The 14,274-nt window shown below is 38.1% G+C and carries 13 protein-coding genes; 5 read left to right on the top strand and 8 right to left on the bottom strand.

Annotation, left to right across the window (positions count from 1 at the left end):
• The first annotated feature begins 17 nt into the window (after positions 1-17).
• Entirely contained in the window at positions 18-2,108 is a 2,091-nt protein-coding gene (locus tag LI241_RS10000) for a glutamine synthetase III (RefSeq protein ID WP_008689244.1), read from the top strand.
• A gap of 322 nt (positions 2,109-2,430) precedes the next feature.
• Here the strand turns inward: LI241_RS10000 and LI241_RS09995 are convergent, their stop codons facing one another.
• Positions 2,431-2,796: a sporulation initiation factor Spo0A C-terminal domain-containing protein gene (locus tag LI241_RS09995; protein WP_008689245.1), complete on the bottom strand. Its 366-nt coding sequence runs from the start codon at positions 2,794-2,796 to the stop codon at positions 2,431-2,433.
• Positions 2,797-3,342: 546 nt separating this feature from the next.
• Between LI241_RS09995 and LI241_RS09990 the strand changes: the two genes are divergently transcribed.
• From LI241_RS09990 to LI241_RS09980, 3 genes are all read left to right on the top strand, one after another.
• A complete protein-coding gene (locus LI241_RS09990) occupies positions 3,343-5,019 on the top strand; it encodes a Na/Pi cotransporter family protein (RefSeq protein WP_008689246.1) in 1,677 nt (558 codons plus the stop codon).
• 165 nt (positions 5,020-5,184) lie between these two features.
• Positions 5,185-5,616 (top strand): GNAT family N-acetyltransferase, encoded by a 432-nt coding sequence (locus LI241_RS09985; protein WP_008689247.1) that lies wholly within the window; start codon positions 5,185-5,187, stop codon positions 5,614-5,616.
• 14 nt (positions 5,617-5,630) lie between these two features.
• Positions 5,631-6,551, top strand: coding sequence for a DUF89 domain-containing protein (locus tag LI241_RS09980; RefSeq protein ID WP_008689248.1), 921 nt, complete (start codon positions 5,631-5,633; stop codon positions 6,549-6,551).
• A 31-nt stretch (positions 6,552-6,582) separates the two neighbouring features.
• On the opposite strand, the gene LI241_RS09975 is transcribed toward LI241_RS09980, so the two are convergent.
• Both LI241_RS09975 and nadE read right to left on the bottom strand, forming a co-directional pair.
• Positions 6,583-7,794, bottom strand: coding sequence for an AI-2E family transporter (locus tag LI241_RS09975; RefSeq protein WP_008689249.1), 1,212 nt, complete (start codon positions 7,792-7,794; stop codon positions 6,583-6,585).
• Positions 7,795-7,859: 65 nt separating this feature from the next.
• Positions 7,860-9,512 (bottom strand): NAD(+) synthase, encoded by a 1,653-nt coding sequence (gene nadE / locus LI241_RS09970; protein WP_008689250.1) that lies wholly within the window; start codon positions 9,510-9,512, stop codon positions 7,860-7,862.
• Between the two features lie 116 nt (positions 9,513-9,628).
• On the opposite strand from nadE, the gene LI241_RS09965 reads away from it, so the two are divergent.
• A complete protein-coding gene (locus LI241_RS09965) occupies positions 9,629-10,357 on the top strand; it encodes an RNA methyltransferase (RefSeq protein ID WP_008689251.1) in 729 nt (242 codons plus the stop codon).
• Between the two features lie 81 nt (positions 10,358-10,438).
• Here the strand turns inward: LI241_RS09965 and LI241_RS09960 are convergent, their stop codons facing one another.
• The 5 genes from LI241_RS09960 to LI241_RS09940 all read right to left on the bottom strand — a co-directional run.
• On the bottom strand, positions 10,439-10,636 hold the full coding sequence (locus LI241_RS09960) for a hypothetical protein (RefSeq protein WP_017144609.1): 198 nt from the start codon (positions 10,634-10,636) through the stop codon (positions 10,439-10,441).
• Positions 10,637-10,660: 24 nt separating this feature from the next.
• A complete protein-coding gene (locus tag LI241_RS09955) occupies positions 10,661-11,146 on the bottom strand; it encodes an FIVAR domain-containing protein (RefSeq protein ID WP_008689252.1) in 486 nt (161 codons plus the stop codon).
• Between the two features lie 39 nt (positions 11,147-11,185).
• On the bottom strand, positions 11,186-12,088 hold the full coding sequence (locus LI241_RS15990; RefSeq protein ID WP_226896758.1) for an FIVAR domain-containing protein: 903 nt from the start codon (positions 12,086-12,088) through the stop codon (positions 11,186-11,188).
• A gap of 203 nt (positions 12,089-12,291) precedes the next feature.
• Complete coding sequence (locus LI241_RS09945; RefSeq protein ID WP_008689256.1) at positions 12,292-12,729, bottom strand: hypothetical protein; 438 nt, start codon at positions 12,727-12,729, stop codon at positions 12,292-12,294.
• Between the two features lie 4 nt (positions 12,730-12,733).
• The coding region (locus LI241_RS09940) for a collagen binding domain-containing protein (protein WP_226896749.1) at positions 12,734-14,274 on the bottom strand (1,541 nt) is incomplete at its 5' end.

Below are 14,274 nucleotides of genomic sequence, written 5' to 3'. Positions count from 1 at the left end.
CATAGGAGGATCAAACTATGACAGAAAAACACCCTTTTGATGATTTCGGTATCAATTTATTTAGTGAAAGCGTGATGAAGGAATGTCTGCCTCATCCCATCTATACAAAATGGAAAACAGCTACCCGCAAAGAAGATGCTTTAGATCGCAATACAGCCGATGCGATTGCCCATGCGATGAAAACCTGGGCCATGGAAAAAGGCTGTACCCATTTTACACATTGGTTTCAGCCTTTGACTGGTTCAACAGCAGAAAAACACGATTCCTTTATTGAACCAGGAGATCATAATCAACCCATTTCACGTTTCTCAGGAAAATCGTTGATTAAAGGGGAAGGTGATGCTTCTAGTTTTCCAAGCGGTGGCTTGCGGGCAACCTTTGAGGCACGCGGCTATACCTATTGGGACTGCACCTCTCCTGCGTTTATCAGAGATAACGTATTGTGCATTCCGACGATCTTTGTATCTTATAATGGGGAAACCTTAGATAAAAAAGCTCCCTTATTAAAGAGTGCGGAAGCCATCAGTAAACAGGCTACCCGCATCGTTAATCTGTTTAAAGATAAAGATATTAAACGGGTCAATGCCATGGTTGGCTTAGAACAGGAATACTTTTTGATTGATAAACAGCAATATCAAAAGCGTATGGATCTTATGCATACCGGACGCACCTTGTTTGGCTCCATGCCGCCCAAAAGTATGGATATCCGCGGTCATTATTTTGGCTCGATTCCTGAGCGCGTACAGGCGTTCATGAGTGATGTAGATAAAGAGTTATGGAAACTGGGAATCTATGCAAAAACCGAGCACAATGAAGTAGCTCCATGTCAATTTGAAATTGCCCCTTTATTTATTGATGTCAATGTCGCCATTGATCAGAATCTGATTATCATGGATGTCTTAAAGAAACAGGCTGATCGCCATGGCTTTGCCTGCCTGTTGCATGAAAAACCATTTCAAGGTGTGAATGGCAGCGGTAAGCACAATAACTGGTCTTTGGTCACTGATGATGGACAAAACCTGTTAGAACCCGGCGATCGCCCACATGAAAATATTCGCTTTTTGCTCTTTGTATGCGCCATTATTGAAGCTGTTGATACGTATCCGGAATTATTACGTATGGCAGCTAGCTGCTACGGCAATGATTATCGCTTAGGTGCCGATGAAGCCCCTCCGGCAGTTATATCCATCTGTATGGGAGATGAATTAGAAATCATCTTAGAAAAGCTGCGCAAGGGTGAACATGAATTAAAGAACGAAGTAGAAACACAACCTTATGCAATTGCCAATTTATCCTATGTGCCAAAGGATACCAGTGATCGTAACCGTACTTCACCATTTGCCTTCACCGGCAATAAATTTGAATTCCGCATGGTTGGCAGCAGCCGCAGCGCATCCACGACAAACATCATTCTCAATACCATTGTCGCAGATTCTTTAAGTCGGATAGCCGATGAATTGCAAAATTATAAATATATTGATGATATCCGCAAGAAATCCTTAACCATCTGCCGCAACATTTTACAAAAGCATCACCGTATCTTATTTAGCGGAGATGGTTACAGCGAAGAATGGCTGAAAGAAGCTGATAAACGAGGATTGCCAAACATTGCACATTATATTGATTCCATTCAAGCATTGATTGATGAGAAAGCCATTGCTATGTTTGAAAGAAACAAAGTATATAATGAATTGGAATTACAAGCCCGTGTCGATATTTTAACAGAAGAATACCGCAAATCAGTGAAAGCAGAAGTATTGACCTTGTTGAATATTTCTAAAAAAGAAATTCTGCCGGCTTTAGTAAAAGAAATCAAATTTTATAGTGATGCCCAGAATTCACTAGGAATAGAAAATGCTTATTATCAGCGAAAGATCAAACACCTGTTACAATTATTGCATGATTTTGATGAACATTATCACGAATTAAAGGAAAAAATGGAAAATCGCGAACAGCATCCGGAAAACCGTGCAAAAGCAAAATATCTGGATACTGTCGTATTACCTGCCATGGATGCTTTACGAACGGTCATTGACAATATTGAAGAATCAATATCCCGTGAACATTATCCATTCCCTACTTACGACGATATGTTCATGGCAATGTAGAACATTTCCTCAGAATTGAAAGAATGTTAAGGAAAGTCAGAAGGACGACGTCTATCTGGGTTTCCTTTTCTTTTTCCTTTTCATTCGCAAACTTTCATAGATTGAAAGAAACTTTGAAGTCTACTATCATAAATCAGGATCCTTTCCAAAAACCTTGTAAAACATCAGAAATTATTTATAATAAATTCATACTCCTTCTAGCAATTCATGTAAATTACGTGCAGAACAATCGTTTCCATTCTAAGGTGTAATGCCGAAAACAATTACGAAAAAAAGCAGTACACCATTTCGATATACTGCTATTGGTCTTTGCCTCGTTGTTCTACATATGCTCGATGTTCAAGTAGTCCACGATAAGAGCTATGAACTCCTTGTTTGTTGGACGTGCTTTACGGCCGTCAACCGTATTATGAAAGATGCACATAATCTCATCCATATCACCGCGCAACCATGTGATTTCAATGGCAACACGAATCGTACGCTCCACACTTTGAATCGATGTATGATGACGCTTTGCGACGAGTGCGTATACATCATTGATGATATGGTTTAATCTTGTGATATCTTGATACACTAGAATAATGGCATCTCTTACATAATAAAAGCCCTTGATATGAGCAGGCATACCAATATCATGTAAAATATCGGTAACTTTTTTGATTAATATCTTCTTTGTTTTTATGACCATCCTATAAATCCCCCTTTGTTGAAAGGCAAAGACCGCTTTAACTTTAATTATTCTGAGCAGATAAATAAAGTCGATTTGTAGCGATTTTTATTTTTTTGGGAAAAATGCTGATAAGAATTCATTATGAAAAAACAACCTTTTTTTCATTTCAGATATAGAATAAAAAAAGGAAATGGAGCAATATTCGAATAAGAACACAATAAAAGCGATTCATAAGTAAAAATGCATAAAAAAGATATCCAAATTGACTGCCGAACAAGCTGTTCCTTATAAAATTTGCACATTTTCCATCTTATCGATAAAATAGGAAGCCATTTACTTTTTTTATATGCTTTAGATTACAAATATCATTCAAAAATTCACCAATAGCTGATTTTTTTAATCATCATATGATTATCATCCTGTTAAACAACCAGCAAACAAACCTTCTCTTGCTTTTTTTTATTTTCCTGTGAAAAATTAACAGACTCTTAACAATACTTATATTGTAGGAACTTAAAAAGTCCATTATACTTTTACTGGATGTAAACAGGAGGTTAAAATTCCATGACTTTTAACAATTTACTCGCCTTATTAGGCGGTTTAGCTTTATTCCTTTATGGAATGCATATGATGAGTGCCGGTTTAGAACAAGCTGCCGGTGATCGCATGAAAGCAATACTTGAAAAGCTCACCAGTAACCCTTTCTTAGGCGTTATCGTTGGCGCTGTCATTACAGCCATCATTCAAAGTTCTTCTGCAACTACAGTTATGGTTGTCGGCTTTGTGAACTCACAGTTAATGACATTAAATCAGGCTGTCTGGATTATTATGGGTGCCAACATCGGTACGACGATTACCGGACAATTAATTGCTTTAGACGCCAGTAAGATTGCCCCTTTGGTGGCAATACTCGGTGTTGTGATGGTTACGTTTATGAAAAACAAAAAGGTCAATGCTTTTGGGGAAATACTGGCAGGACTTGGGATTCTTTTTATCGGTATGGATATGATGAAAAATGCAATGGTTCCTTTACAACAATCCGAAGCGTTCATTCATGCCATGACAACGATTTCCAATCCTGTCTTAGCAATTCTGTTAGGTGCCGGTTTTACTGCCTTGATCCAAAGCTCCAGCGCATCAGTTGGTATCCTACAAGCATTGGCAATCAGTGGACTGATACCTTTAAGCTCAGCAATTTATATTATCTTTGGACAAAATATCGGTACCTGTATTACCGCTGTATTGGCATCTCTTGGCGCAAACCGCAATGCCAAACGTACCACAATCATTCATTTATCCTTTAATATCATCGGAACAATCGTCTTTTTGATCTTTGTTCATCTTGTGCCGTTTGTAAGTTGGATGGAAACCATTACTACCAATCCAGCTGCTCAAATAGCCAATACGCATACCGCATTTAATATTGTTACCACCTTATTATTGTTGCCATTTGGTAATAAGCTCGCAAAACTGGCTCAACTCATTCTGCCGATAAAACCAGAGGAAATAGAAGATGCCGGCTACAACATTCCATTGACTTTTATCGATGAAGACAACATCGGTAGTGTCCCTATCGCGATTTCTTCCTTACGTAAAGAAGCCTTAGCCATGTTAAAGCTGACAGAAACCAATTTGCAGGAAAGTATGCAGGCTTTATATGGAGAACCATTTAAACTTGATAAAATCAACAAACGAGAAAAACGCATAGATTTCATTAATTATGAAATCACCAACTACATGTCAAAGGTCAGTTCCTTAAAAATGAACGAAAGCGATTCTACCACCTGTAATGCTTTATATAAATGCTTTGCTGACATTGAACGTATCGGCGATCATGCCATTAATATCATTCAATATGCCATAGATGGCAGCGAATATAAACTAAGCAGCAGTGAATGGATCAAGGATGAAATAAAACAACTTGAAGAACTGTTAGAAAAAAGCTTTGCTCTTTTGTTTACCTATCGTTTAGATTCACAAAATGATTGTTACGAAAAGATTGAACGTATTGAAGATCGTATTGATGAGTTAACCGCAAATTATCGTCAAAAACAAATCGAACGTTTATATGAAGAGAAAATCAATGCGAAAGATTGTGTCATCTATTCTGAAATCATGACGGATATCGAACGTGTTAGCGATCATATCATGAACATCATCCAAGAATGCAAACGCTGTAACTTCACATTGAGTGATGAATTATTTGAAAGTGGTATTGCTGCCTTAAATCCAGCGTCTTAAGAAAGGACATTACGTCCTTTTTTATTTGGGTTAAGCGTCATGCGAAGCTTACAAAAAAACGATAACACGCACTGTTGCTGTCTCATACAATTTGAAGCAGCAAAGGAAAGCAAACCTTGGTTATTTTTTCTAAAAGCTTTATAATAGAACTAAGGAGGTATGCATATGCCATGTCGTTTTATTAATATTTCCAATGATCTAAAAGCCATTACGCAGCTTATTCAGAAGGAATTGGGTTATGGGTCAATGAATGAAGAAGATGTCTTGTTCCAGTTGAAAGCCATGGAAAAAAACGATCAGTATCAAAGTATCGTCTTTGAAAAAGATGGTGAAGTGTTTGGCTTTGCAGGATTGGCATATCTTTATGCATATGTAACCAAAGGACAATACGCAAGATTAATTGCCCTGGCTGTACGCGAGGACAAGCAGCATACCGGTATCGGAAGTAGCCTTTTAGCCTATGCGCAAACGTGTGCCAAAGCACATGCGGCTAGTGATATCGCCATCAGCAGTGGTTTATGCAGACAGCAAGCACATGCCTTTTATGAACAAAAAGGCTATAAGAAAAAGGGATATACATTTACAAAACAATTATAAAGGAGTTGATGAGCATGGAAATGAATGCCCGCTGTATTGCTTGTTTAATTAAAAAACAGGATGAAAAAATACGAAAAGAAAGCGATGAAAAAAAGAAGCTTTCTTATATGAAAGAAGTTTTGCATATCTTAGGAAACAGCAAGGATGAAGAAACCATGCCCTGGCTGTCTAATCAAATTGATGCTTTATATGCTAAAACCTTTCCACATGCTGTATTGCCCTATGCCGCCATCAAAAAGCATTACAATGATATGATGTGTGCGAAGGAAGCGGATATCCGCAAACAGATACAGTGCAAAGAAGATGCACTTGCATATGCCATCCAATTGGCAAGAGTTGGCAATTATATTGACTTTGGTGCTTTGGATGAAGTTGATGCGAATTTCTTTTTAGCTCTATTAGCAAAGGCCGATGAAGATTTGCTGGATACCCAGAAATATACCGCACTAAAACAAGATTTAGCAAAAGCACAGCGCCTTTTATATATTTGTGATAATTGTGGTGAGATTCTGCTTGATAAATTACTCATCGAACAATTGCAATTTCACTATCCTCACCTAAGCATTACCGCGATGGTTCGCGGAGGTGAAGTCCTTAACGATGCCACGATGAGAGATGCGCAGGATGTCCATCTACAAAGTATCTGTCATGTGATTGATAATGGTATCGCCATGGCAGGTACGGATATTCATCATATCAGTCAGCAAGCCTTTCAGGCCATTCAAGATGCAGATATCATCCTTGCTAAAGGACAAGCTAATTTTGAAACCTTATGTGGCAATGGATTGCCTGTCTATTACTTGTTACTATGTAAATGTGATTTATTCGCAGAACGCTTTTCTTTACCTAAATATAAAGGCGTATTATTCCATGAGGATTTACCTACTTCATCACAACAAGCCAAAAGAGAAGAACAGCCGACAAGATCTATTTGATCATTATGCGACTGTTCTTTTTAAGTATTCTTTATTCATCATCACGAATAATTTCTTCAAATTCCTCTTCTTTTTGTTTAGCCTCCTTTTGGGCCTGAAAGCTTAGTTGTTCCAAAGACAGTTTTTTTTGTTTTAAACGATAATTCACAAATTCGCGAACGGCAGCATAGATAACAGCAAAGCAAGGAACTCCGATAAACATACCGATGATTCCAAATAAACCTCCCCCTACACATACCGAGAATAAGATTCCAATACTTGGTAAACCAAGTTTATCACCTAAGATCAAAGGTCCTAAAATATTGCCATCAAATTGTTGTAATACGAAGATGAATAAAGCGAAATATAAAGCTGTGATCGGATGAATGATAAAAAGGATCACGATGCCCGGCACAGCTCCAATGAATGGACCGAATACCGGTATCATATTTGTAACACCAACGAATACAGACAATAATAAAGCGTATGGGAACTGAAAGATCAATGAACCGATATAACACAAGATGCCGATAATCAAAGAATCAATTGCCTTTCCTACGATGAAGTTATTAAAAATATCCCCGCTGGCAAGTGTCATACGATGCAAATATTCCGCTATTTCTATGGGGAATAAGGCATAATTAATACGTTTTGCATATCCCATTAAACGTTCCTTATCAATCAGCATATACAAACCAGACATAATGCCTAACACGATGTCCAATAAGGTCGAACCAAATTGATATGTATACTTTAACATTTTCGGTACTGCATCCGTGACAAACTCGGTCATTCTGGTCAGCAGATTATTTTGTGACAGCATCTTTGTGATTTCCTCTGCCGCAATTCCATTTTCTTCAATAAATTCATTAATAAAATCCTGTGTATCTTCCATATAGCCAGGAAAAGCCTTTACTAAAGATAAGATACTCTCCATCAATTGCGGAATCAGCATTGCCAAGAAAGCCCCAACAATGATAATACCTAATAAGACAGCCAGGATTGCCGCAATATTGCGCCGATGCTCTTTTTTCAGAGGTAATTTTCCTAATAACTTATGCTCTATAAATTCCATCGGTTTATTTAACAAAAAAGCAATTGCAAATCCCAGAATAAAAGGTGTTGTTAAAGAACAAATACTTTTTATGCCGTTCCATAAAAGTGAAAACTTATCGAAAGCGAAAAAAATGGTAATACCTGCCGCAATGACAATAATGGCCATCCACATCTTTTTACGCATTTCTTGTGTTATTTTAATTTTCATACAGTCCCTCCATCCCTTTTATTTTAGCATAGAACTTTGTGAAGAAATCTTAAATTTTTGAAAGATTAGCCGCCATATTTCTGTTTAAATGCAGCAAGCAAGTTTTGATCTTTATGCATTTGTGACAGCTTACGATTGGTAAAATTATCATGATGGACACAAATAGCCGGAGGCAATTGCAATCCTTTAAAAGCATTGCGCTCTTTCGTTGTTAAAAACCATTCTAAATCTTCAATAAACGCTTTCGGATCGTCTAGTCCATAATAACAGATCCATCGCCAAACTTCCTCATCCAGCGTCCTATCCTCATAGCGTTTTAAGTATTGTGATACACTCATATCTTTTCCTAAATGTTCCACCAGATAATCATGATAGAACCATTTCATAGGATCTAATTGATCTTCCTTTAATTCTGCACTAGGAGGCATTTCCCAAGTGATAGCATCTCCTTGCACATCAGGTAATAGCGCATGTGGCACAACTTCTTTCGCGAATACGTCATTTAATTCTTTTGATAAGGCAAACAACTGTACCTTGGTAAGATCTCCAATCAAAGATAATGCACCGATGCTATCACCATATAAAGTACAATATCCTAACGCTACTTCTACCTTATTGGCATTATTCACAACAACGCCTCCCAACATACCGGCAAAGCTATTTAATAAATAACCTCTTGCTCTGGCCTGCAAATTTTCTTTTACCAAGATAGGATATTGTTTCACATCGTAACCATATTCCTGCAGTAAAGTTGTTTCTGTCGCTTCAACAAGTGCTTCTATAGCCCCTTCGCGATAAGCAATCCCTAAAGCTTGTGCTTCTTGTCGGGCATTTGATTTCGTAATATCGCGATTATGGCGGGTAGCCAGATTATAACCATAAACACGTTGTTTGCCTAAAGCATAAACAAGCAATGCTGCTGTGACACTGGAATCCAAACCACCGCTCATTCCAACGATCCAAGGAAGCTTTCCTGCAAAAACCTGTGCATCAAATTGTTGAATACCCATGGTTAATGCCGCTAACAAAGAGCGTGGTTTTGCTTTATCTTCTTTCTGCGATGCAAGATCAACCAAGGCATAATCTTCTTGAAAATAAGGCGCTTGATAAAGACATTTTCCATTCCGAAGCACACAGCTTCCACCTTCCATCAGCATGACGCTGTGATCCATATTTTGCATCCCACAGGCATTGACATAAATGACATTTCCATGGGGATGATATGCCTTCTGCATATCATAAGGGCGCGCATCCAGATTGATATTCATATCCGCAAGTTGAATCTCATCACCAAAATTCAGCGCAAATACCATATCCTCTTTATATTCTATCGCACTATTTATCGGATTTTCTTCAAAATATAAGGCATCCTGTATATAAGGCAAAAGCTCATTTTGTTTCACGCGCATATGCGTCTTTTTCTGATAAGCAAAAAAAGCCGCATTAAATCGTCGACGATTACGATAACGGATATTCCCCCAAACAATCGCAATATCCTCACTTTCACGAATCAATTCATCGTTAAAACTGTCCGCATACCGACAAAAATCCTCATCTAACCAGACATCGCCTAACAAATAACCGCTGACAGCATTTTGAGGAAATACAATCAAATCAGCTCCATCTTCCTTTGCTCGCTTGATCTGCTGTTTCATATATTGCACATTTTCAGCGCATTGTCCTGCTTTTACATTCATCGTCACAAGTGCTGCTTTCATAGTCATCCTCCTGTTCATACTGGTATTAGTGTACCATTTTTGACGCATGAAGAAAAGAAAAGTCCTTGTAATTTGAAAGAATTATATTATAATGGTTAAAAGAAATGAGGAAGTTTATGGAAACCTGTATTGTCGAAGGAAATATCAGTGTAAAAGCAGTTTTATTAGGTAAGAAACGCAAGGTTCATAAGATTTTGGTAGATGCCAAAAAGAAGGATAAGGATACTGCTTTTATTTTGCATAAAGCAAAAGAAGCTCAAGTAGATATCACCTATATGAAACGAGAAGAAATTGATGCTCTTGCTACAGGAAAGACGCATGGAGGTATTATCGCCTATTGTGGGCAACGCAAGTATCAAAATTTAGAAGAGCTTGTTAATAAAAAGCAGGTATTTCTGGCATTGGTAGAAGGCGTAGAAGATCCCTTTAATTTTGGCTATGTTTTACGAACCTTATATGCCGCAGGCTGTGATGGTGTTCTTGTACCTTTGCGTAATTGGACAACGGCAGCCGATGTCGTTACCAGAGCAAGTGCCGGAGCAAGTGAATATATTAATATCATTATCGCAGATGATATGGAAGATACCTTAACCTATCTTCATCAAAAAGATATCATGCTTCTTTGTGCGCAGCGCAAAGATGCAATCTCGCTTTATTCCTACACCTTTCCCGAACGCATCTGTCTTGCTATCGGAGGCGAAATGCGTGGCTTAAGTAAAGTTGTTATGGCTCACAGTGATCAAAATCTTTATATACCTTATCGCAGTGATTTTCGCAATGCCATGACGGCAGCGGCCTCTACTGCCATTTTTGCCTTTGAAGTCGTACGTCAAAAAGAAAACTAATTAACCATCCATAACGAATAGAATGAAAAAGCCAGAGGCACTCTTATCAGAATGCCCGCTGGCTTTTCTTATCGCATACAACTATACGCGCTTTTTTCTTTTCAATAAGGTAATAATAGCTCCACCAGCAATGATCAGCAAGTCTGCAAATACACCTGTTGCACTGATATCACCTGTAGGAACATCGACTGTATCCTTTGACTCAGTTTTGTCTATATCACTTACATTTGTATCTTTGTCTTTTAATCGTATAGCTTTTTGTCTTTCTTCTTTTAGCAATCATAATGCTTCATCCAGTTCCTGCTAATTCTTAGCAGTTTTTTTCACATCTTTTGCCTGTTGTAAAGCATCTTTAAGTTTTGCAACCGAAGAAGGTTCATATCGATCAATATGGTTAAGCATATCTTCGTCAATGCTTATTTCATGATCTAATTCTGTCGTATCCAGCCTTACTTCTAGCTTTTTCATTGCCGTAACCAAGGTGTTATGCATTGCTTTTATATCTTCAAGCGTTGCTTTTTCGTCCTTATAAACTTTCTTTGCCTGTTTCAAAGTAGTTTGTAGCGCCTTAACACTCTTAGGTGTCATTTGCTTAATATCTTCACCCGTTAACAATACATCTGCATATTGTATCATTTCCAGCAGCTGCTTCTTTGCCTCTTGAAGTGTCAAATCCTTTAACGCTTGAATGGTTGTAGATAAAGATAACACAACTTCTTTGGTTTCCTTATCACTCATATTAGATGGATCTTTTAATAAACTTTCTGCCAATGTTAAAGCCGTTTGCACGTCTTTGAACTCATCTTTTATATAAGAATCTTTTAACTTCTAATCTTCTTCAACAAGTGTTTTTAATATCTTTACACTTTCCTTGCTTGCTCTAACGACGAATGCATTTGGGGCACTTTGTAATTCAAGTTCTGCTTTGCTTACTTCATCTGCACTTGGATTTGTTTTTTCCAATATCGCTTTTGCATCTTGCAATTTCTTGCTTAGTGCTTCATAGCTTTGCACCGTATAAAGATCAGCTGTTACCTTTTTCACTTCTTTAATAAGTGTTTGTAGTGCCGTTGTATCAGGCGTCACTGACTCTTGTGGTTTTAATCCTTTTACTGCATTCACAAGAATTGTATGTGTCGTCTTAATTTGTTCAAGTGATGCTTTTTCGTTTGCTATTACTTCCTTCGCCTGTTTCAGTGCCGTTTGTAATGCCTGTACGCTTTCTGCAGTCATTTGTTCAATAGTATTTGCTTTTAACAGTGTATCTGCATACGTAATCATTTCGGCAAGCTGTTCTTTCGCTTCTTGAAGGGTAAGCTTATGCAATGCATCGATAGCTGTAGATAAGGATAGCACGACTTCTTTTGTAGTTACTTCCGCCATATTTGATGGATCTGTCAATAAACCTTGTGCCAAATCTAACGCTGTCTGCACATCCTTAAAGGCTTCCTCAGTATAAGCATCTTTCATTTTCTTACCATCTTCAACAAGTCGCTTTAATACATCTACACTTTCCTTGCTAGCTCTTACAACTAACGCTTTCTGGGCATTTTGTAATGCAAGCTCTGCCTTTTTCACTTCTTCAGTACTTGGGTTTGTTTTTTCTAGTACTGCTTTTGCTTCTTGTAATTTTTCAGCAACCACTTTATAGCTGTTTGCTGTATAGTCTGTTTCTGCAAGCTGTTCTACTGCCGCAATTAATGTTCTTAAAGCACTCGTATCAGTTTTGATTGGTTCTAAACCTTTTATAGCCTTTGTTAAAGTATTTCCATATTCTATTCCTTTCCATTTTCATTATATTTTTTATAAATGGTAAAATATTATGATATAGGAGAAATATTTAAGATTCTTTCGTTTTTACTAGAGGACACATGAAAAAAACCGCATGGGGTTTCTTTCATATTACAACATTTTACACGTACATCCTTATCGCCTTAATCATAATAAAAGACAAGACCATAATCTTCTTTTATTGCAGCTTGTATACCTTCTAGCATTGCTCGTTTCATCGCATCCAAATAATATAGATAATCATTACGATAAACATGACGATCTTCTTTTCGTAGCTTTTCTAATACCTCTTCCATTTCGATCTTTGTTAATCGCTTACGCAATTCGATCAAGGTCTTCGTATCCTCTATACATAAATAATAACCCTGTTTCTTCTGATCATGTACCTTTTTACTTATATATCTTCTTGGATGATCTTGCGTTATGATCTTCCATATGCTTTGGAAATCGTGTTCTTTCATTTGGATCTGACCATGTACCTCAGAGAATAACTTTAAGCATAGTTGCTGCTCTGCTATCCCTGTCTTTTGTTGGCATATCTCCTGCATCTTTGATGTCTCGATCACATACATCTTCATCATGCTTTCATGCCCTCTTTATACTTTCTGAACAATGCTCCATCTTCACTTTCTTTCGCAATGCCACAAGAGCTCCTATACATCCTATCATCGCGATCCCTATCAGTACATAGATTCCTGTTCCTCCGGTGATCGGTATCCAAAAATTCTTATCATTGTATACTACCATATGCAGCTCGTCATTCTCTCCTACCTTCTTCGTCTCGATCTGGATCTGCTCATTCCCTTCGCTTTGGCCATACTCCTTCTCATTTATCTTCACCATCAGCTTCCCTGTTCCTTCTTCTCTTGTGATCTCGATCTTGATGACCCCTTCCAAGAGTCGATAGCCTTTTGGTGATTGTGTCTCTTTCAGATAGTAGGTTCCTGCCCGCACATTTTCAAGCATGCACTTCTCTTCTGTTTCGCTCTCATAGCTTGCGATCGCATTCGTCAGTTCTTTATCCCTATACAACGTAAACTTCGCTCCTGCTATTCCTTCCTTTTCGCGATTTGCCTTCTTCAGATATAGATCGATCGCTTTCGGTGTATACTCATTCGTATATACGAATTGGATGTTCTTTTCTAATACTTCTTCCTGGGCCTCTGTCTTGATGGTATATTCCACATTCGTCTGTTTCTCTTCTACCTTATACGTTTCTTTTTGTTTCAGCTCTCGGAATAGTGCGGTCTGATTTCCTTTTATCTGAAATTCACCTGCTTCATTCGTCTTATAGGTGCTTTCGGAATCACCGAGTGCTATGACATAGTTCGCATTCTTGACAGCTTCATAAACGTCCCCATTCTTTCTGCTCAATACAAAAGTAAACTTGATATCATCCATGGGTATCTCATCCGTCTTATTCTCGATCAGCTTCGTTACTGATAAGATTCCTTCTTCCTTCATCTTTTCATTGACGAACGGCAATATCTCTACATTATCGCCTACGACCTTGTTCTCATAGCCTTCATTGCTTACCGGTGTCTTTTGGATATAGCCCGGTTTTACTATTTCCTGTACATCATACAGGGTCCCGGGTGCTATGCCTAAGAACATGGCGGTCTCATTCGCTTTCAAGGTGAAATGTCCATTCTCATCTGTTGCATAGGTTACATCATCTACACGTTTCCCACTTACACTATCATACAGTACATACTTTGCATTGCTCCATGCCTTCTTCATATGATCCATCAACAAGAACGTAAACGTTTCTTCTGATGTGCTCTTATCGCTCAATGTCTTATTGACCCCAAAGGAAGCGATCGCATTCGTATATTGTACTGCTGTTACCGGTGCCTGTGTCGCTCCGCTTTGTTTTACATCACCCAATACTCGCCAAGCTTCTGCGTTTTCCTCAACGACCTCATAGTCCACATCTGCCTTGACTTCCTTAAAGACAGCACTCTGTCCGCCTTTTAAGGTAAATCTGCCATTTTCATCGGTCCTTGCTTCTTTTACTTCTTCGCCAGTATCGCTATCCTTGATCGTATAGCTTTCATTTGCATATGCATTTCCTTCCAGCTTCAAGGTAAAGTGAAAGCTATCTTCTCCATCATATACATAACCTT

This window comes from Longicatena sp. 210702-DFI.1.196, assembly GCF_020563125.1.
Lineage (GTDB): Bacteria > Bacillota_I > Bacilli_A > Erysipelotrichales > Erysipelotrichaceae > Longicatena > Longicatena caecimuris.
The sequence above is the reverse complement of the archived record's forward strand: the minus strand, read 5'-3'. Positions and strand labels throughout refer to the sequence as shown.